Consider the following 19,398-nt stretch of genomic DNA (forward strand, 5'->3'; position numbering starts at 1 on the left):
CTGCCGCGCCTACTCCCTTTCGCGGCGGCGGACGGGGCGCTGCCCTGCGGGTGCCTGGCGCGTCTGGCCTCTGGTGGCGCCGCGTGCCCCGACGGGCTCCCTTTCGGGCTCTTCCTCTTCCTCGTACTCTTCCTCTTCGGGCTCCTCTTCCTCGTACTCCTCCTCTTCGGGCTCTTCCTCCTCGGCCCTCTCGGGCTCCCTTTCCTCCTCGTACTCCTCCTCTTCGGGCTCTTCCTCCTCAGCCCTCTCCGGCTCCCTTTCCTCCTCTTCTGGCTTCTCTTCCTCCTCGGCCAGCTTGGCGCGCTCCTCCTCCATCGCCGTCTCGTGGTCCTTGACGACCTGGCTGTCGCGGATCTCTCCGCGCCAGCCCTCGCCAACGCTGTCGGGGTTCAGCAGGAGGTGCGCCATCACGTGCCGCCTGAAGTGCTTGAGCTCCAGCCGGACTCGCCGGCCCTGGGCACGCCACAGGTTGCCGGTGCGCTCGAACATCCCCTGCGGGTGGTACTCCAGCACCACCAGGACATGAGTGAGGTCGTCGCTGACCGCGTGGAACGTCACGGCGCCGTCGACGTAGCCCTTCGCGCCCTCGGACCGCCAGATGATGTGCTTGTCCGGGATCTGCTCGATGATGTGGGACTTCCATGTCCGGTGGGACCAGAAGATATGGGCCTTCCAGGAGAGCTGTTCGTCGCTTTCCTGATTGACCGTCTCCACCTTCTTCATGAAGGTCGGGAAGTCCTGGAACTGGGTCCACTGGTCGTACACCAGGCGGCGGGGGGCGCCGACGTCGATCGTCTCGACGATGTTGGTGATCTTTTGGTGACCGCCCTTACCGCCCTTTCCGCCGGTGATCTTCTGCCAGATCCCCTTCAGGCCCTCCTTGAGCCCGCCCTTGAGACCGCCCTTGAAACCACCCTTGAGGCCGCCTTTGAGGGCGCCGCCCAGCAGGCCACCGGGATTGTCGGAGCCGGTCACCGCGCTGATGAGGCTCTTCCCACCGTTCTCCGCGTAGTCGGTCAACCGTCCGGTGAGGTCCTCCATCTTTCCTTCCGCGGACGAGAGCAGCCGCTCACTCGCTGCCTGCAGCAGGTTCTGCGCCTCCTGGACGAGCCGGCCGGTCGGCAGGTTCTCGGCGATCGCGCCCCCGGCCTTCTTGACCGTCTCCGTCGCCGCGCCGGCCGCTCCTTGACCGGCGTCCCTCGCCGTACCGGCCACTCCTTGACCGGTGCTCCTGGCCGCGCCGGCCGCTCCTTGACCGGTGCTCTTGGCCGTGCCCGCGGCCCTCCTGGCCGTTCCCGTCACTGCCCGGCCGGTTCCCCGAACCGTCTGCCCGGCCCTTCCGGCTCTCGTCTCAGCCACTCGTCTCACCTCCGCGACTGGCCGGCCCGCCGCACAGGGCGGGTCCGTCGCTGCGCTCTCTGGGGCGGGGGCTCTTGCTCTTCCTCGTAGTCCTCGCCCTCGTCCTCGTAATCCAGGTCCTCGTAGTCCTCCTCCGGGCCTTCCTCTTCCGCCTCCCCCGTGGTCCGGCGGGGTCCCTTCGCCGTGCCCTGCGTACGCAGACTCTCGGCGCGTTCGTGCAGCCTGTTGCTCAGGGCGTCGATCTGCCTGCTGGTCGCCGCCACCGCCGCCGCCTTGCCGACCTCCATCAGGTCCCCGCGGAGACGGTCGGTGATCTGCCCGACCTCGGCGGAGGAGCGGAGGGTCTTGATCCCCTGCGACAGCAGGCCACCACCCTCAGACATGCGCGCGCGGCCGACGAGCCCCGCCAGCGCCAACGCCGCGGCCATGCGCAACTTGTGGCGCCGTCCGAGGTAGTAACCCGCGAGCACGGCCAAGGCTATCCGTGACTTGTCCGACATGATCAGTGCTCCTTCCCTCCAGCTCCATCGTCTTGGGGTGCACAGAAAGCCTGTTGCCGGGGCCGAGGCACTCGCCCGTGGGCTGCCCTCAAACAGGACAAAGAACCAGATAACAGGGAAAGTTGGGCATACTTTGGGCGGCCCAGACCAGAGATTTGCGGTCCTCGTCGTGACGCTGATCCGCTTCCCGGCCGCGGGGGCCCGGGTGCCGAGGCGTTGCCCCGCGGCTCAGGCCGACTCCGCGGCCTCCCCGGCCCCCTGCAGGCTGGGGAAGCGGCGCTGGCTGGCCAGGAGGTGGCCGATCCCGACGATGCCCACGATGGGCCATTCCACGATCTCCAGGACCCCCAATGCGACGAGAACCGTGTAGAAGGCGAGATGCTCTGGCGTCGGCAGGGTGACCGTGCCGAGCACGGGCAGCGTGACGTGGGGCCGCTGCTGAGCGGTAGTGCGCTCGACGACCATGATGCCGCTCCTTCGATCGACGACTCGCCGTCCGAACTGCCCTCCAGCCGGTCCGGTAACTCGCGACCGGGTAAAGCTTCAGGGTTCAGGAAACGTGATCACGGGGCCGGCTCCGCAGGTCGGCGAGCGGCTGGAGCCACCACAGCCACGTCACGGCCGCCGCCACGCCGGCGCCGGCCAGGGAGACCAGCGGGTTGCGCAGGACGAACTCCATGACCAGCGCGACCGCGCCGGAGATCGCGACGGCCAGCGACGCCGAGCCGATGATCGCCAGCCGGTTGCCTCGCTTCAGCACCTTCTCCTTCAGCTTCGTACGGAACAGCAGCCGGTGCTGCACCGCGGGGGCGATGAAACAGACGGACGCGGTGGCCGCCCCCAGCAACGCCACGAGATAGAGGGCCAGCCCGATGGCGTCCAGCTTGCTGTACCCCGCCTGAAAGGGGACGGTGAGCAGGAAGCCGAACAGGACCTGCACCCCGGTCACCGCCACGCGGAGCTCCTGCACGAGCTCGCCGAGCTCGCGGTTGACCCGGACCCAGTGGCTCTCGTGGGTTTCGGGGTCTGGGAGTGTCATCGCGCACCCCTTCCCTCCGCACGAGCGTGAGGTACCCGCCCACGCCGCCACTACTCGTGGGCGCTACGCCGCCCGATCATGACCGATTGCTACTATCCGTGTTGTCCGGGTGATTGCGCCGGACGACAGATCACCACGATTCCCCCCGAGTACCTCTCAAGGGGGGACGAGATGACAGACATGGAGCATCCACCGCCTTCCTCTTCCGTCATAGAGGCATGGATCGATCAGGTTCTCCTGCTCGCCGGCGTGAGACCGCTCACCAACGCACCACTCCCGTGCCCGCGGCAGACGCCGCCGAAGGCGCCGCTGTCCCGCGCCCGGTCCGACGAGCCTTGAAACCGGTGCGCCACGAAATTCCGGCCAATTCCCGTGAGCGGCCGGGCCGGCGGCCCGCGAACAAGCAAAGGGCTCTGTTTCCACCGGTCGAATCGTTCATCCGCACGTAAATTATTCGCCCGGCCACGCCTGACAGCCCCCGTCGGGCAGTTTATTGCCGCGACATAAAGGACAGCCATCACACATGCCATGGGGGAAAATACACAAGCGGCCGTCGCGGCCATGATGTTCGCCCGCGCCGCAGGCCTCTGGCGACGACATGGTTACGCCTCCTCACGGGAAGGGGGCGGGGCCGTCGAGGAGGCGTACCGGCACTGCGAGCAGATCATGCGCAGTCAGGCCCGCAACTTCTCGTACGGTCTGCGACTGCTGCCCGTCCCCAAGCGGCGCGCGCTGAGCGCCGTCTACGCGCTGGCCCGCAGGATCGACGACATCGCCGACGGGGACGGCCCGGCCGGGCAGAAACTGACCCGCCTGTCCACGGTTCGCGGAATGCTCGGCGGGACCGCCCCCGCGACGCAGGACCTCGTGCTGGTGGCGCTGTTCGAAGCCGCCCGCCGCTACCCGATTCCGCTCGCGGCGTTCGCCGATCTGGTCGACGGCTGCGCCGCCGACGTGCGCGGGAGCACGTACGCGACGTTCGAGGACCTGGTCGGCTACTGCCGGTGCGTCGCAGGGTCGATCGGGCGGCTGTCGCTGGGCGTGTTCGGCACGGACGACGTCAAGGTGGCGACGCCGCTCGCGGACGCGCTCGGCGTGGCCCTGCAGATCACCAACATCCTTCGCGACCTGCGGGAGGACCGCCTGTCCGGGCGGATCTACCTGCCCGCCCAGGACCTCGAGCGGTTCGGTTGCACCCTGGACATGGACGCGTCCGGCCGCTTCCGCGACCCGCCGGAGCGCCTGGCCGGTCTCGTACGATTCGAGGCGGACCGGGCACGTGACTGGTTCGCCAACGGGATGCGCCTGCTGCCTCTGCTGGACGCGCGCAGCGCCGCCTGCACGGGGACCATGGCCGGCATCTATCGGTGCCTGCTCGACCGCATCACCGCTGATCCCGGCCGCGCGCTGGCCGCCCGGCTGTCCTTGACGACGAGGGAGAAGTCCATGGTCGCGGTACGCGCCCTCGCCCAAGCCCGCAGCGGGAGAGGCCGTCCGTCCGATCGGTCCGGGTTCCGTTGATCACTGCCGCGCTGCTGGCGGCGCTCGCCGCGCTGTGCAACGCCGTCGCGTCGGTTCTGCAGCGGGACGCGGCACGATCGGTGGCGCCGGAGCTGGGACTGCGGATGGCCCTGATCTGGGCGCTGATCCGGCACCCGGTGTGGCTGTGGGGCATCGCGGCGCTGATCGCGGGGTTCGTCTTCCAGGCCGCCGCGCTGTCGACGGGAGGCATCGCCCTGGTCCAGCCGGTCCTGGTGGTCGAGCTGCCGTTCACCATGATCATTTTGTCGTGGGCGTTCGGCGCGGTCCTGGACAGGCTGTCGTGGCTGGCGATCGTCACGTTGTCGGCCGGGCTCGCGATATTCCTCATGGCGGCGGCTCCCGGTCACGGCCGGTGGTCGCCCGACACGACCGAATGGATCGTCGCCACCGCCGTGACCGCGGGAACCATCGCCGCCCTGGTGGCGGTGGCGTCCGCGACCAAGGGAGTCACCCGTCCCGCCGCGCTGGGCGTGGCCGCGGGCCTCGGCTTCGCCTTCACGGCCACGCTCATCAAGAAGTGCACGTGGATCGCGCAGCAGGATCCGGGCGCGCTGCTGGTGTCCTGGCCGCTGTACGGGATGGTGGCAGCGGGCCTGTGCAGCCTGTTCCTCCTGCAGAACGCCCTGCACAGCGGCACCCTGGTGGTCGCGCAACCGGCGCTGACCATCAGCGACCCCATCGCCGGCATCCTGTACGGCGCGCTGATGTTCGGGGAACCGATCCGCGCCGGCCCATGGATCGTGCTGGAGGTGGCGGGCATCGGGCTCATGGTCTACGGCGTCATCGAGCTGGCCAGGTCACCGCTCATCCAGAGCCAGAGCCCGCCCACCTCTGCGCGGAAATGAGACCGGCCTCGACGGGCATCGAGTAGAACAGCGCGCCCGCCCTGTCCGCCAGGCGCTTGCGCGCTCGCGCGTCTTCGAGGAGGTCCAGCGCCTTCAGCAGAGCGGGCGCGCTGCCGGTGTGCATGCTCACTCCTGCCCTGGCCATCGCCCGTGCGCCGTCGCGGCCGTGGCCGGGGATCGGCCGGTGGATGATGACCGGCAGGCCCGCGGCGAAAGCCTCCTCGCAGGTCAGGCCGGAGCCGTTGTCGACCAGGGCGTACGCGGCCGCCATGAGCTCCGGCACGTCGTCGCGCCAGCCGAGCGCGGGGCCGAGCCCGGCCTCTCGCAGGCGGCGCCGCAGCCCGGCGTTGTCGCCGCACAGGACTAGCGGCGTGTATCGCCCCGACCTCGTCAGGGTGCGCGCGGTCGCGATGACCTCCCCGACCCCCCAGGACCCTCCTGACACCAGCACGAGCCGGTCGCCGGGGTCCACGCCGACGCTGCCGGCCACTCGTCCGGGATCGGCCACCGCCCGCGCGAACTCCGGGCGCACGACCGGCGCACAACGGAGCACAGGCCGGCGGGCCTGGGCGGCGATCTGCCCGACGATGTCGGGATTCGGGCACAGGTACCGGTCGTTGCCGCGGTGCAGCCACAGCCGGTGCACCGCGAAGTCCGTCACCAGCACCGTGCTCGGGCAGGGCAGCTCGCCGCGTTCGCGCAGCCGTCCCGTGATCTGCGCGGCCAGGTGGAAGGTCGAGACGACCTCGTCGGGCCGGCGGGCGTCGACGAGCCGGCGGAGCCGCGAGGCGGCGAGCACCGTGAGCGGAGACGTCCCCGGCGCCCGTTTGCCGACGAAGAAGACCTGGTAGATGACTTCGTAGAGCCAGGGGGCGCGCAGGATCATCCCGCGGTACCCACGGCGCAGCGCCGATCCCAGCCGGAGCGGGAAGAGCCGGAGGACATCGATGATCTCTGAATCGGCATTCTCAGCCGCGAGCCGTGCGGCCAGCTCGGCGGCGACCCCGTCGTGGCCGGTGCCCATCGACGCGCTGAGGATGAGCACGCGCCGCGCCCTCCCGGCGGTAGGGCGATGAGCCGTCTCGCCCTGCCTCTCGGGCTGGCCTGCCTGGCCTTGCTGCACGCCGGTCCGGCCGCCACCTGGCTGCAGCCGGTCCGGCGCCGGGTGCCCGCTCTCGCCGGCGCCGGGGACTCCGACCATGTGGCGCTCACCTTCGACGACGGCCCCCATCCCGGCTCGACCCCGCGCTTCCTGGACGAGCTGGCGCGGCTCGGCTGTCATGCGACCTTCTTCGTCCTCGGTGAGCTGCTCGAACGCCACCAGTGGCTGGGCCGCCGCATCGTGGCCGAGGGCCACGAGCTGGCCGTGCACGGCTGGCGGCACGGCAACGCCCTGCTCGCCCCGCCGGGGCGGCTGACGGCCGAGATCGGCCGCACCGCCGGGCTGGTGAGCGCGGTCGGCGGGGTCAGGCCGGCGTGGTATCGGCCGCCCTACGGGGCGCTGAGCCTCGAGGCGCTCGTCTCCGCCCGCCTGCGGGGGCTCCGCCCCGTGCTGTGGACCGCCTGGGGCCGGGACTGGGAGGCGGCCGCCACGCCCGACTCGGTGCTGGCCACCGTTTCGGCCGGGCTGCGCGGCGGGGCGACCGTCCTGCTCCATGACTCCGACCACGCCTCCGTTCCGGGCTCATGGCGATCGGCACTCGATGCCCTCCCGGCGCTCGTGGACCGCTGCCGGCTCATGGGCCTGAGGGTGGGGCCGCTGCGCGACCACGGCGTGCGAGCAAGCCACCCCGCATTTCCATAAAAGCCACTCCCCCTTTCCCCACGCATTCAAACGCCGATTTCCCGGCCCCGACACCGCGTAAATTCCGGGCCAATGACATGGAAATAGAATATAGAAACAATGCCATCATGTTTGCGCTGCCCGGCGACGGATAATTTCCCTGTCGTGCTGTCACAAAGGGGCCATTCGCGGGAGCAGGCGGAAAAGGCGCGCCGGGAGAACTTCCCGGTGGCCTCGCGGCTGCTGCCGCGCCGGCACCGCGAGCACCTCATGGCCGTGTACGGCTTCGCGCGGTCGGTTGACGACGTGGGTGACGACGAGCGTCCCGATGACCGCCTGCGACTGCTGGCCGAGTTCGAGGCCGATCTGGCCCGGCTGTACGACGGGCAGGCCCCTCGGCTGCCGGCGGTCCGCGCACTGGCCCGCACCGTCCAGGAGTGCTCGATCCCCGCCGAGCCGTTCCACCTCCTCATCGAGGCCAACCGGCTCGACCAGGCGGTCACCCGCTACGAGACGTTCGACGACCTCCTCGGTTACTGCGAGTTGTCGGCGAACCCGGTCGGCCGGATCGTGCTGCACGTGTTCGGGGAAGTGAGCGGCCCCCGGCTGGCCCTGTCGGACCGGGTGTGCTCGGCGTTGCAGGTCATCGAGCACTGCCAGGACGTGGGCGAGGACTACCGGCGCGGGCGCGTCTACCTGCCGCAGGAGGATCTGCGCCGGGCGGGCTGCCCGATCGGCCATCTCGCGGCGGCGGCCACGTCACCGCAGTTGCGCGAGGTGGTCGCCATGCAGGCCGCGCGGGCCGGGAAGCTGCTGGCCGAGGGGCAGATGATCGTCGTCTCGCTGTCCGGCTTCGCCCGTACGGCGGTCGCGGGCTACGTCGCGGGAGGCCACGCGACCCTGGCCGCGCTGAGAAGCGCCCACTACGACGTTCTGGGCCGTGCCGTCCGGCCACGCCGCCTACGCCTGCTCAGGGCGTGGGCGCGTGTCCTCATGACCATGAGGTGGCCCGATGCGCGTCTCCAACGCCTCCCGTCGGCCTGAGAGCGAGGCACGCGCCCGTGTGGGGAGCCCTCCGATGAGCATCGCGCCGGTGGCTGTCGTCGGCGGCGGGCTCGCAGGCATCTCCGCGGCCATCGCGCTCGCCGAGGCGGGCTGCCCCGTGACGCTGTACGAGGCCCGTCCGAGGCTGGGCGGCGCCACGTACTCCTTCCAGCGCGGCGGGCTGACGGTGGACAACGGGCAGCACGTCTTCCTCCGCTGCTGCACCGCGTACCTGGGACTCCTGGAACGGATCGGCGGCACCGCTCTGGTCGACCTGCAGAGCCGGTTCGACGTACGGGTGCTGGGCACGGCGGGGCGGTCCGGGCGGTTGCGCCGGGCCGCGCTGCCCGGCCCGCTCCACTTCATGCCCGCGCTCGCGGGCTACCGCCTGCTCGGGCCGGGCGACCGGGTCCAGGCTTTGCGCGGCTCGATCGCGCTGAGCAGGCTCGATCCGGCCGATCCGGTCCTCGACACGATGACGTTCGGGAGCTGGCTGGCGACGCACGGACAGCGGGCCCCGGTGCGTCAGGCGCTCTGGGACCTGCTCGCGGTGGCGGCCCTGAACACGGGGGTCGAGGAGGCCGCGCTCGGCCCGGCGGTGAAGGTGTTCAAGACCGCACTGCTCGGCCGGCCGGACGCCGCGGACCTGGGCATCCCCCTGGTTCCGCTCGGCGAGCTGCACGACACCGCCGCCAGGGCCGCCATCACGCGGCGCGGCGGCGCCGTACGCCTGTCGGCGAAGGTCACGGCCATCGAGCCGGGCCCGGCCGTCATCGTGGACGGCACCAGGATCAAGGCGTCGGCGGTCGTCGTGGCGACGCGCCACGAGCAGGCCGCGAAGCTGGTCCCGCCGGGGGCCGCGCCCGGCCAGGACAAGTGGGGCGCCCTCGACGCGAGCCCGATCATCAACGTGCACGCGGTCTACGACCGGCCGGTCATGCGGGTGCCGTTCGTCGCGGTCACCGGCTCGCCGGTGCAGTGGGTGTTCGACAAGACGCGCGTCGCCGGGCTCCGCGAGGGGCAGTACCTGGCGGTGTCCGTGTCGGTCGCGGACACCTGGATCGACCGGCCGACCGCGGACATCCGCGAGGTCTTCGTCCCGGCGCTGCGATCGGTGTTCCCGGCCGCGCGCCAGGCCCGGATGACCGACTTCTTCGTCACCAGGGAACGGCGCGCGACGTTTCGCCAGGCCCCCGGCAGCGGGGCGCTCCGACCGCGGAGCGCCACGCGCTGGCCCGGCCTCTACCTCGCCGGCGCCTGGACCGACACCGGCTGGCCCGACACGATGGAGGGGGCCGTGCGCAGCGGGCTTCACGCCGCCGGCCTGGTCAGGCAGCACATACGAGACCAGGAGATCGTGCCATGACCCTGACCCTGCCGCCCGCCGAGGCCGCCCGCGAGCTCGTCGAGCCGGTGCTGCGCGAGGCCGTCGGCCGCCTCGACCCGCACACCGCGCGCGTCGCCCACTACCACTTCGGCTGGACCGACGGCGCCGGGCGGCCCCGCGCCGCCGGCGGCAAGGCGCTGCGGCCCACGCTGGCGGTGCTGTCGGGCCGGGCGGCGGAAGCGGACATCGCGCGGTGCCTTCCCGCCGCCGCCGCGGTGGAGCTCGTGCACGCCTTCTCGCTCCTGCACGACGACGTCATGGACGACGACCCGGTACGCCGGCACCAGCCGGCCGCCTGGACGGTGTTCGGCCGCTCCGAAGCGATCCTCTGCGGCAACGCCCTGCTCGCCCTGGCCGGGGATCTCCTGCTGGAACAGGGAACCCCCGGCTACACGGCGGCGGCCCGCACGCTCAATCACGCCACGCTCTCGCTCATCGCGGGCCAGGCCCTGGATCTGGAGTTCCAGGACCGCGACGACGTGACGCGGGAGGAGTGCCTGCGGATGTCGCGGCACAAGACCGCCTCGCTGCTGGCCTGCGCGTGCTCGATCGGCGTCACGGCGGTCGAGGGCCCCGCCCCTCTGGCCGCCTCCCTGGCCACGTTCGGCACCGAGGCGGGCCTGGCCTTCCAGCTTGCCGACGACCTCCTCGGCATCTGGGGAAGGACCGAGGTGACGGGCAAGCCGGTGCTGTCGGACCTGCGTACCCGCAAGAAGAGCCTGCCCGTGGTCGCCGCGCTCACCGGCGGGACGGCGGCCGGACACCGGCTCGCCGGATTGCTGGCCCGGCCCGGCCCGCTGACCGAGTCCGACCTGCACGACGCCGCTCAACTGATCGAGCAGGCGGGCGGCAGGGCGTGGGCCGAGCTGGAGGCCGAGCGGCGCCTCGACGCCGCGGCCCGGTGCCTCGCCGACGTGGACATGCCCGCGGACGTACGAGCCGAGTTCCTGCACATCGCCCGATTCATCGCATCCAGGGATCACTGACATGACCACCCTCGAGACCCAGAGCCTGCTGACCGGCGCCGAGCACGCGCTTCAGGCCGCCTGCGACCATCTGATCGGCCTGCGGTCCGCGGAGGGGTGGTGGAAGGGCGAGCTGCAGACCAACGTGACCATGGACGCGGAAGACCTGCTGCTGCGGCAGTTCCTCGGCATCCGCACGGAGCAGGACACGGCGGAGGCCGCCCGGTGGATCCGTTCCGAGCAGCGGGCCGACGGCACGTGGGCCAACTTCCACGAAGGACCCGCCGATCTGTCCACCACCGTCGAGGCGTACACCGCGCTGCGGCTCGCGGGCGACCCGCCCGGGGCGGCGCACATGCGCGCCGCCTCCGAGCAGATCCGGGCCATGGGCGGCATCGAGGCGAGCCGGGTGTTCACCCGTATCTGGCTGGCGCTGTTCGGGGAGTGGTCGTGGCGGGACCTGCCCGTCATGCCTCCCGAGATGATGTTCCTGCCGTCGTGGTTCCCGCTCAACATCTACGACTGGGCCTGCTGGGCCAGGCAGACCATCGTGCCGTTGACCGTGGTGACCGCCTACCGGCCTGTGCGGCGGCTCCCGTTCGAACTGCCCGAGCTGCGGACCGGCCGGGTGCCGCGCCCCGCCGCGCGAGGGGGCTGGGAGGCGGCCTTCGGCGCGCTGGACAAGGCGCTGCACCGGTACGAGCGGCGTCCGTCGGCGGCCCTGCGGCGGGCCGCTCTGAGACGCGCCGTCGACTGGATCGTCGCACGTCAGGAGGCCGACGGATCCTGGGGCGGCATCCAGCCCCCGTGGGTGTACTCGGTGATCGCGCTCCACCTCGCCGGCTACCACGTCGACCATCCGGTGATGCGCAAGGCGATCCAGGGGCTCGACCGGTTCACGATCCGCGACGAGAGGGGGCGCCGGTTGGAGGCATGTCAGTCTCCCGTCTGGGACACCGCGCTGGCGGTCAACGCCCTCCTAGACGCGGGCACTCCCGCCGATCATCCGGCCGTCACCGGAGCCGCCGACTGGCTGCTCCGCGAGGAGGTCACGAGGGCGGGCGACTGGGCCGTGCGCAGGCCCGGCCTTCCGCCCGGTGGCTGGGCGTTCGAGTTCGACAACGACGGCTATCCCGACACCGACGACACCGCTGAGGTGATCCTCGCGCTGCGCCGGCTGGACCGCCCCGGCCTGCGGCCGGCGATAGGGCGCGGGATCCGGTGGATGACCGGCATGGCGAGCACCGACGGCGGCTTCGCGGCCTTCGACGCCGACAACGACCGCACGCTCTGCATCAAGCTGCCGTTCTGCGACTTCGGCGCGGTGATCGACCCGCCCACCGCCGACGTCACCGCGCACGTCGTCGAAGCCCTGGCCAAGGAGCGGCCCCACTCCCCCGTCCTGCGCAGAGCCGTGATCTGGCTGCTCAAGGCGCAGGAGAAGGACGGGTCGTGGTTCGGCCGCTGGGGCGCCAACCACGTCTACGGCACCGGGGCGGTGGTGCCCGCCCTCGTCGCCGCCGGAGTCCGTCCGGGGCATCCCTCCGTACGGCGTGCCGTGGCCTGGCTGGAACGGCACCAGAACGGCGACGGCGGCTGGGGCGAGGACCTGCGCTCCTACCGTGACGCCGCCTGGATCGGCCGCGGCGCCTCGACCCCGTCGCAGACCGCCTGGGCGCTGCTGGCCCTGCTCGCCGCCGGCGAGCGCTCGCCGGCGGTGGAAAGCGGGGTGCGCTGGCTGGTCGAGCGTCAGCGGCCGGACGGCACCTGGGACGAGCCGTACTTCACGGGCACCGGCTTCCCCGGCGACTTCTACATCAACTACCACCTCTACCGGCTGGTCTTCCCGATCAGCGCCCTGGGACGTTACCTGTCTCGCGAGGGAGCGCCGTTGCCTGGACTGAGGAGCGCCGGGAGCGAAGCGACCGGAGCGACCGGAGCGACGAGGGAAGGCAACGGCGCTCAGCGACCGAGCCGCCTCCGCGAAGCGGAGGCCATGAGCAGGGAGGCCCCATGAACGGCCTGCTCATCTGTGCCGCGCTCGGGATCGAGGCCCGTGCGATCAGGCGTGGCCTTCCGGCTCACCGGACCGGCACGAGGGTGATCGCCACCGGGATCGGCCCGCGGCGGGCGGCCCGCGTGGCCGCCCGCCTGGGCGGGCAGGAGGCGGTGGCGGTGGTGGGGTTCGGCGGCGCCGTCGACAGGAGCCTGCGTCCGGGCGACGTCCTGGTGGCGAGCGAGGTCCGGTTCGGGGGGCGTGTGCATCCCTGTCCTTCGGCTCCCCTCCTGGCGGGTGAGCTGGCCCGCGCCGGTCTGCCCGCCAAGGTCGGTCCGCTGGTCACCGCCGATCACGTCGTCAGAGGCGCGGAACGCCGGCGCCTCGCCGCCATGGGCGCGTACGCCGTGGACATGGAGACCGGGCCCCTGGCTCGCGCCGCCGCGGGGCGGCCGCTGGCCGCCGTGCGGGTCATCGTCGACACGCCGGAGGCGCCGCTGCTGCGCCCGGCGACGCTCGCCCACGGCCTCGCCGCCCGTCGCACGCTCCGCGCGATCGGCCCCGTCCTCGTGCGCTGGGCGGCGGCCACCGGACCGCGGCTGACGAACGCCCCCGAGACCGAGCACTTCTCGCTACCCAAGGAATCGCTGCCATGACGATCCCGGTTCGGCAAAGCCTGCGTATCGGCGGCTACATCCTCGGCCAGCGGCTCCGGGGACGGACGAAGTTCCCGCTGCTGGTGGAGCTGGAGCCGCTGTTCGCGTGCAATCTCCAGTGCGCCGGCTGCGGCAAGATCCAGCACCCCGCCGACGTGCTGAAGCGGCGCATGCCGGTGGAGCAGGCCGTCGCCGCCATCCAGGAGTGCGGCGCCCCCATGGTCTCGATCGCCGGCGGGGAGCCGCTGATGCACCCGCAGATCGGCGAGCTGGTCCGCCGCCTCGTCGCCATGAAGAAGTACGTGTTCCTCTGCACGAACGCGCTGCTGATCCCCAAGAAGATCGACGAGTTCGAGCCCTCCCGATACTTCACCTGGACCGTGCACATCGACGGCGTTCGCGAGCGACACGACGCCGCGGTGTGCAAGGAGGGGGTCTTCGACGAGGCGGTCGCCGCCGTGCGCGAGTGCCAGCGGCGCGGCTTCCGGGTCACGACCAACACGACGTTCTTCTCCTCCGACAGCCCGCAGAGCGTCATCGAGGTGCTCGACTACCTCAACAATGAGCTCGCCGTCGACCAGATGATGATCTCCCCCGCCTACGCGTACGAGAAGGCGCCCGTCCAGGACCGGTTCATGGGCGTGCGGGAGACACGCGCGCTGTTCCGGGAGGCCTTCGCCGGTGGGCGGCGGCGCCGCTGGCGGTTCAACCACTCGCCGCTGTTCCTGGACTTCCTGGAGGGCCGGATCGAGCTCCCGTGCACGGCCTGGGCCATCCCGTCGTACTCGCTGTTCGGCTGGCAGCGGCCGTGCTACCTGATGGCGGACGGATACGCGCAGACCTACCGCGAGCTGATCGAGGACACCGACTGGTCGGCCTACGGCCGGGGCCGCGACCCGCGGTGCGACAACTGCATGGCGCACTGCGGCTACGAGCCGACCGCCGTCCTGGCCACGCTCGGCTCCTTGAAGGAGTCACTGCGTGCCATCAGGAACGGCTGACCCTTGGACGCGCCCGAAGCGCCGCGCGAGCACCCGGAACGGGCCGGGAGCGGCTCCGCGCAGCCTGGCGGGCACCCTCAACCATCCCGGCACGAACGACTCCGGCCGGCCGTGCCGGATCGCCGCCACGATCGCCCGCGCCACCCGCTCCGGCGCGATCGGCACCGGCCAGCCGCGCGTGTACGGGGCGCCGCGCCGCATGAAGAAGGGCGTGTTCACCACGCCGGGCAGCAGGACGGACACGCCGACGCCCGGCACGTGGTGCAGCTCATGGCGCAAGCCCTCCGCGAAGGCGATCAGCCCCGCCTTCGTGGCCGAGTAGACCGCCTCCTGCGCCACGCCCACCGCCCCGGCGATGGAGGCCACGAACAGGACGTGCCCCCGGCCCGCCTCCACCATCCCCGGCAGCAGCGACCGCGTGAGCGCGATCGGCGCGGCGAGGTTGACGGCCAGCAGCTCCTCGACGCTCCCGGCCGGCATCCGCACGAACGGCCCGGCCCACCCCACCCCGGCGTTGCTCACGAGGACGTCGACGTGACCGGCCTGCTCGGCGAGATCGTCTGCCTGTGTGGCGACGTCGCACACCAGCACGCGCCCGCCCGTCGCCGCGGCGACGGCCGCCAGGCGTTCGCGATCGCGCCCGGCCAGCGTCAGCCGCGCGCCGGTGCCCGCCAGCGCCCGCGCGGTGGCGGCCCCGATCCCCGAGGAGGCCCCGGTGACCAGCACATGGGCATGCGTGAGCCTCATGTCGTCGGTTCGTGCGCAAGCATCGGCCACCTACCTGTAACGGTGCGTATCACGGCGTACAGTCGTGTGCTTTCCGCTCCCGCGCCGTCTCAACCAGCCGCCGATGAACGGTTCGGCATAGAGACGGCACAGGTGGGAATTGCGCTCCCACGGAGTCTGTGAGGGCGTCATGGTCACGTCGCGAAGCGTCTTCAGGCGCAAGCCGGTGGAGCAGATCGCCACCGAGCACGAGGGAGACCTGTCCAGGTCGCTCGGGCTGTGGCAGCTCACGGCCATCGGCGTGGGCGGCATCATCGGCGCGGGCATCTTCGCCCTGGCCGGGGCGGTCGCCAACCAGACGGCAGGGCCGGCCGTGCTCGTGTCGTTCCTCATCGCGGGGATCGCCAGCGCCGCCGCCGCGTTCTCGTACGCCGAGTTCGCGGGGCTGATCCCGAAGGCCGGGTCGGCCTACACGTACGGGTACGCGGTCCTGGGCGAGATCGTCGGCTGGTTCATCGGCTGGGACCTGCTGCTCGAGTACACCGCCATCGTCGCGGTCGTGGCCATCGGCATCTCCGGCTATTTCGGCTTCCTCGTGCAGCAGCTCGGCTTCACGCTGCCCGCGTGGATGCTCGGCGCTCCCGGCACCGGCGAGGGGCACGTGGTGGACCTGTTCGCGGTGGTGCTGTGCCTGCTCATCGCCTTCCTGCTGAACCTCGGGATCCGCGCGGCCGCCAGGTTCGAGACGTTCGTGGTGGCCGTCAAGGTCGCCGTCGTGCTGCTGGTGATCGTGGTCGGCTTCTTCCACATCAACCCGGCCAACTACACCCCGTTCTTCCCGTTCGGGGTCAGCGGGGCGATCACCGGGGCCGCCACCGTGTTCTTCGCGGTGTTCGGCTATGACGCGATGAGCACCGCGGCCGAGGAGTCACGGGACGCGCAGCGGCACATGCCGAAGGCGATCATCTACTCGCTGGCCATCTCCATGGTCCTTTACGTCCTGGCCACGCTCGTGCTCACCGGCATGCAGAACTACCGGCAGATCGACCCGGAGAGCGGCTTCTCCTCGGCTTTCAAGGCCGTCGGGCTGTCCGGGCTGGCGACCCTGATCGCGGCGGGGGCCGTGATCGGCATCCTCACGGTCATGTTCACGTTCATGCTCGGCGTCACCCGCGTCTGGTTCTCGATGAGCCGGGACGGCCTGCTGCCGCAGTGGTTCGCCAAGCTCCACCCCGTACGGCGGGTGCCGACGCGGGTCACGTGGATCGTGGGCGTCGCGTCGGCGGTGATCGCCGGGTTCCTGCCCATCCGTGAGGCGGCTGAGCTGACGAACATCGGGATCCTGCTGGCCTTCATGATCGTGTGCGTGGCGGTGATCGTGCTCCGCTACCGGCAGCCCGACCTTCCTCGCTCGTTCCGCACGCCGGGAATGCCGTACGTGCCGGGCATCGGGGCGATCTTCTCGATCTGGCTGATCACGTTCCTTAATCCGGTGACGTGGCTGCGGTTCGCCGTCTGGTTCGTGATCGGGCTGATCATCTACTTCGCCTACAGCCGCCGGCACTCGATGCTGGCGTAAGAGCGCTTCACGCCCCATCTGCCCCCTCAGTCACACTGAGCTCTCGTTTGCACACATTTGAGCAATCAACTACGGTCCTTGACTGCTCTTTACATTTTGTGTGCATGCGTGGAGTGATCAAGTGAAGAACCCCAGAACGGGTAGCGGCATCGCCCTCACCGTGACCGTGACGGCCCTATGCCTCACCGCTCTGTCACCGGCCTACGCCTCCCCCACCCCGACTCCGACCCCGGCCGCATCCACGGCCCCGTCCGCCGCCGCCACGACGCAGAGTCTTGTCGCGCCGCTGAAGTACCAGCTCAGCCTCAGGGGCCAGCGGCAGCAGACCAACTACTACTGCGTGCCCGCCTCGGCGTCGATGAGCCTGTCGACCTTCGGCATCAGCGTCAGCCAGCCGACCCTCGCCAAGAAGATGAAGACCACCCCGTCCGGCGGCACCAAGCGCACGAACGCCCTGCCGGTGGTCAGTGCCTACGTCAGGTCCCGCGGCTACAAGTACACGGTCCCCGCCGACACGGCGGGCAACTCGTTCCTCCTCATGAGCCGGGTCGCGAACAACGTGGGCCAGCTGCACCGGGCGCCGTTGCTGGGAGTGTGGATGGAGCAGCTGCCCTGGAACAAGGGCAAGGTCAAGGGCACCAAGGTCGGCCACGCGATCATCGCCTACGGCTACGACAAGATGGCCGGCACCATCACCGTCTACGACCCGTGGAAGCCCACCGGCGGCACCCACACCATCACCGCCTCCACCCTGGCCGGCATCCTCCAGCCGGGCGGCATGTACTACATCTCCAAGCTCTAGCCGTAAATCCGGGCGCCTCCAGCGGGCCACCGCCCGCTGGAAGCACTGGCCTCGCCGTGACGGCAAAATTTGCTGTCCCCTTTTGTCCCGCAAGTCACACAAAATCACTCTTTGCGCATATTTGACCGATTAGCGTCGGCTATTGACTACTATTTGGTTCTTTGTGTGCATATGTGGAGTGATCACTTGAAGAACCATAGACCGGGGACCGGCATCGCCCTCGCCATGGCTGCGACGGTGAGCGCGCTCTGCTTCACCCCTCTGTCACCGGCCTACGCCGCCCCCGCCGCCCCGGCCGCGGCTCAGTCCGTGGCCGCCACCGCGAAGTCCGACCAGCTCGTCAGGCCGCTGAGGTACCAGCTCAGCCTGGACGGCCAGCGGCAGCAGACCAACGTCTACTGCGTGCCCGCCTCGTCGTCGATGAGCCTGTCGACCTTCGGCATCGCGGTCAGCCAGTCGACCCTCGCAAAGAAGATGAAGACCGCCCCGCCCTATGGCACCGAGGGCGTGAACGCCGTGCCGGTGATCAACGCGTACGTCAAGTCGAGCGGATACAAGTACACGATGCCCACCGACGCGGACGGCAACCCGGCCGTCCTCATGAAGCGGGTCTCGAACAACATCGGCCAGCTGCACCGGGCACCGGTGCTCACGGTATGGATGGACCAGCTGCCCTGGAACAAGGGCAAACTCAAGGGCACCGATATCGGCCACGCGATCATCGCCTACGGCTATGACAAGGCCGCGGGCACGATCACCGTCTACGACCCGTGGAAGCCCACCGGCGGCACCCACACCATCACCGCCTCCGCCCTGGCCCGCGTCCTCCAGCCGGGCGGCAACATGTACTACGTCTCCAAGCTCTGACAGGACACCGGGCCCTGGCCCGCGCCACGGCCGCCAACTGAACGCCGCGGCGGTGCCACGCGTATCCCCACGTGAAGTCGGCCATGAAGTGGGACTTCGCGAGGAGGCATCGTAGTGACCGTGCCGACATGGCTTGGGCGGACGGCGGCGGCAGTGACCCTGACCTCGGTCGCCCTGACCTCCAGCCCGGGCGCCGCCGTGGCCGCGCCGTCGCCCGCCAAGGCCAGGGCCAAGCTGGTGAAGCTGAACGAGCAGGCCGACCAGGTGGTCGAGCGCTACAACCAGGCCACCGAGACGTACAAGAACGCCAGGAAGAAGTACGACGCCCTCGACGCCGAGCTCGGCCGCAAGGACGTCCGGGCGGACACCTTGCGCCAGGACCTCGTCCGGGTGGCGGTCGGCGGCTACCAGGCCGGCCTGTTCACCGGGTGGGAACAGTTCCCCGGCCAGGGCGACCCCGAGGCGATCCTGGGCGGCCTGGCCTCACTCCAGCAGATGGCCCAGCTCAGGGCGGCGAAGGTGCGCGCCTATGAGGCGGCCACCAAGGAGCTGCGCGATCGGCGTGACGAGGCGAAAACCGTCCTGGCCGAGGCTGAGAGCGCGCGCGACAAGGTGCGGGACGACAAGGCCGAGGTCGAGAAGCTGATCGACGAGCAGACCAGGCTCCTGCGCAGGCTGGGCACGTTCAAGACCGGCGACACCGGCAGCCCGGGCATCCCGTACACCGGCCCCGCCTCCGGCAACGCCCGCACGGCGCTCCGGTTCGCCTTCGCCCAGGTGGGCAAGCCGTACCGGTACGGCGGCACCGGACCGGGCTCGTACGACTGCTCGGGCCTGATCCAGGCCGCCTGGCGCGCGGCAGGAGTCCAGCTGCCCCGGACGACCTGGTTGCAATGGAGCTGGGGAGCCGGCCGCCGCGTCCCGCTCGACCAGCTGGAGCCCGGGGACCTGCTGTTCAGCAAGGGGCTGGGGCACATGGGCATGTACGCCGGCAACGGCAAGATGGTCCACGCGCCACAGACCGGAGACGTCATCAAAGTGGTCGACCTCGACGACTACTGGCGCAACCGCCTGGCCGGCGCGGTCCGCCCCTGACGTGCCGACCGGCCTGACGAATACGCCCACATGGGCGCCAATCGGCCGGGGCGCCCCCCGTCACGCCGCCGCAGCAGGAGGTCGTCCTGGACGTGCGCCTGAGCGGCGAGTGGACCACCGGCCACATCGACGGCGCGACCCACCTGCCGCTCGACGGCACGTTCAGCGAAGCAGCCCCCGCCGGGCTCCCCACCGCCACCCGACCCGGCCAC

Annotated in this window: 19 protein-coding genes; 13 read left to right on the top strand and 6 right to left on the bottom strand. The window is 70.8% G+C overall.

The window, feature by feature from the left end:
* Window positions 1–9: 9 nt before the first annotated feature.
* The 4 genes from ACQPWU_RS38000 to ACQPWU_RS38015 form a co-directional block, all read right to left on the bottom strand.
* Window positions 10–1,359 carry an SRPBCC family protein gene (locus tag ACQPWU_RS38000; RefSeq protein ID WP_433430324.1) on the bottom strand — a complete coding sequence of 450 codons (1,350 nt, stop codon included), beginning with the start codon at window positions 1,357–1,359 and terminating at the stop codon, window positions 10–12.
* Between the two features lie 5 nt (window positions 1,360–1,364).
* Window positions 1,365–1,859 carry a hypothetical protein gene (locus ACQPWU_RS38005; protein WP_433430325.1) on the bottom strand — a complete coding sequence of 165 codons (495 nt, stop codon included), beginning with the start codon at window positions 1,857–1,859 and terminating at the stop codon, window positions 1,365–1,367.
* A 228-nt stretch (window positions 1,860–2,087) separates the two neighbouring features.
* Window positions 2,088–2,324, bottom strand: coding sequence for a hypothetical protein (locus ACQPWU_RS38010; protein WP_433430326.1), 237 nt, complete (start codon window positions 2,322–2,324; stop codon window positions 2,088–2,090).
* An 85-nt stretch (window positions 2,325–2,409) separates the two neighbouring features.
* The gene (locus tag ACQPWU_RS38015; RefSeq protein ID WP_433430327.1) at window positions 2,410–2,898 is read right to left on the bottom strand and encodes a DUF6328 family protein; all 489 of its coding nucleotides are present in this window, start codon (window positions 2,896–2,898) and stop codon (window positions 2,410–2,412) included.
* A gap of 528 nt (window positions 2,899–3,426) precedes the next feature.
* Here ACQPWU_RS38015 and ACQPWU_RS38020 point away from each other — a divergent pair.
* Window positions 3,427–4,419: a phytoene/squalene synthase family protein gene (locus ACQPWU_RS38020; protein WP_433430328.1), complete on the top strand. Its 993-nt coding sequence runs from the start codon at window positions 3,427–3,429 to the stop codon at window positions 4,417–4,419.
* The gene (locus ACQPWU_RS38025) at window positions 4,416–5,285 is read left to right on the top strand and encodes a DMT family transporter (protein WP_433430329.1); all 870 of its coding nucleotides are present in this window, start codon (window positions 4,416–4,418) and stop codon (window positions 5,283–5,285) included. The genes ACQPWU_RS38020 and ACQPWU_RS38025 overlap by 4 nt, the downstream gene beginning before the upstream one ends.
* On the opposite strand, the gene ACQPWU_RS38030 is transcribed toward ACQPWU_RS38025, so the two are convergent.
* The gene (locus ACQPWU_RS38030) at window positions 5,245–6,330 is read right to left on the bottom strand and encodes an MGDG synthase family glycosyltransferase (protein WP_433430331.1); all 1,086 of its coding nucleotides are present in this window, start codon (window positions 6,328–6,330) and stop codon (window positions 5,245–5,247) included. The two genes, ACQPWU_RS38025 and ACQPWU_RS38030, sit on opposite strands and share 41 nt — an antisense overlap.
* Before the next feature lie 27 nt (window positions 6,331–6,357).
* Here ACQPWU_RS38030 and ACQPWU_RS38035 point away from each other — a divergent pair, with 27 nt between their 5' ends.
* The 7 genes from ACQPWU_RS38035 to hpnH all read left to right on the top strand — a co-directional run bounded on the left by ACQPWU_RS38035 (window position 6,358) and on the right by hpnH (window position 14,117).
* Window positions 6,358–7,089 (top strand): polysaccharide deacetylase family protein, encoded by a 732-nt coding sequence (locus ACQPWU_RS38035; RefSeq protein WP_433430333.1) that lies wholly within the window; start codon window positions 6,358–6,360, stop codon window positions 7,087–7,089.
* 144 nt (window positions 7,090–7,233) lie between these two features.
* On the top strand, window positions 7,234–8,112 hold the full coding sequence (gene hpnC / locus ACQPWU_RS38040; RefSeq protein ID WP_433430335.1) for a squalene synthase HpnC: 879 nt from the start codon (window positions 7,234–7,236) through the stop codon (window positions 8,110–8,112).
* 34 nt (window positions 8,113–8,146) lie between these two features.
* Complete coding sequence (gene hpnE / locus ACQPWU_RS38045; protein ID WP_433430337.1) at window positions 8,147–9,478, top strand: hydroxysqualene dehydroxylase HpnE; 1,332 nt, start codon at window positions 8,147–8,149, stop codon at window positions 9,476–9,478.
* Window positions 9,475–10,485 (top strand): polyprenyl synthetase family protein, encoded by a 1,011-nt coding sequence (locus tag ACQPWU_RS38050; RefSeq protein WP_433430339.1) that lies wholly within the window; start codon window positions 9,475–9,477, stop codon window positions 10,483–10,485. The genes hpnE and ACQPWU_RS38050 overlap by 4 nt, the downstream gene beginning before the upstream one ends.
* A 1-nt stretch (window position 10,486) precedes the next feature.
* Window positions 10,487–12,481 (top strand): squalene--hopene cyclase, encoded by a 1,995-nt coding sequence (gene shc, locus ACQPWU_RS38055; RefSeq protein ID WP_433430341.1) that lies wholly within the window; start codon window positions 10,487–10,489, stop codon window positions 12,479–12,481.
* Window positions 12,478–13,116 carry a hypothetical protein gene (locus ACQPWU_RS38060; RefSeq protein ID WP_433430342.1) on the top strand — a complete coding sequence of 213 codons (639 nt, stop codon included), beginning with the start codon at window positions 12,478–12,480 and terminating at the stop codon, window positions 13,114–13,116. The genes shc and ACQPWU_RS38060 overlap by 4 nt, the downstream gene beginning before the upstream one ends.
* Window positions 13,113–14,117, top strand: a complete 1,005-nt coding sequence (gene hpnH / locus ACQPWU_RS38065; protein WP_433430343.1) for an adenosyl-hopene transferase HpnH — start codon at window positions 13,113–13,115, stop codon at window positions 14,115–14,117. Before ACQPWU_RS38060 ends, hpnH begins: the two co-directional genes overlap by 4 nt.
* Here the strand turns inward: hpnH and ACQPWU_RS38070 are convergent.
* Window positions 14,091–14,864: an SDR family NAD(P)-dependent oxidoreductase gene (locus ACQPWU_RS38070; RefSeq protein WP_433430345.1), complete on the bottom strand. Its 774-nt coding sequence runs from the start codon at window positions 14,862–14,864 to the stop codon at window positions 14,091–14,093. The genes hpnH and ACQPWU_RS38070 overlap by 27 nt on opposite strands.
* A gap of 169 nt (window positions 14,865–15,033) precedes the next feature.
* Between ACQPWU_RS38070 and ACQPWU_RS38075 the strand changes: the two genes are divergently transcribed.
* The 4 genes from ACQPWU_RS38075 (at window position 15,034) to ACQPWU_RS38090 (ending at window position 19,186) form a co-directional block, all read left to right on the top strand.
* The gene (locus tag ACQPWU_RS38075; protein ID WP_433430346.1) at window positions 15,034–16,422 is read left to right on the top strand and encodes an amino acid permease; all 1,389 of its coding nucleotides are present in this window, start codon (window positions 15,034–15,036) and stop codon (window positions 16,420–16,422) included.
* Window positions 16,423–16,543: 121 nt separating this feature from the next.
* Window positions 16,544–17,224, top strand: a complete 681-nt coding sequence (locus ACQPWU_RS38080) for a C39 family peptidase (RefSeq protein WP_433430348.1) — start codon at window positions 16,544–16,546, stop codon at window positions 17,222–17,224.
* A gap of 186 nt (window positions 17,225–17,410) precedes the next feature.
* Window positions 17,411–18,091, top strand: coding sequence for a C39 family peptidase (locus ACQPWU_RS38085; protein ID WP_433430350.1), 681 nt, complete (start codon window positions 17,411–17,413; stop codon window positions 18,089–18,091).
* Between the two features lie 120 nt (window positions 18,092–18,211).
* A complete protein-coding gene (locus tag ACQPWU_RS38090; protein WP_433430352.1) occupies window positions 18,212–19,186 on the top strand; it encodes an NlpC/P60 family protein in 975 nt (324 codons plus the stop codon).
* Window positions 19,187–19,398: the final 212 nt, after the last annotated feature.

Source organism: Nonomuraea sp. CA-141351 (genome assembly GCF_050944675.1).
GTDB lineage: Bacteria > Actinomycetota > Actinomycetes > Streptosporangiales > Streptosporangiaceae > Nonomuraea.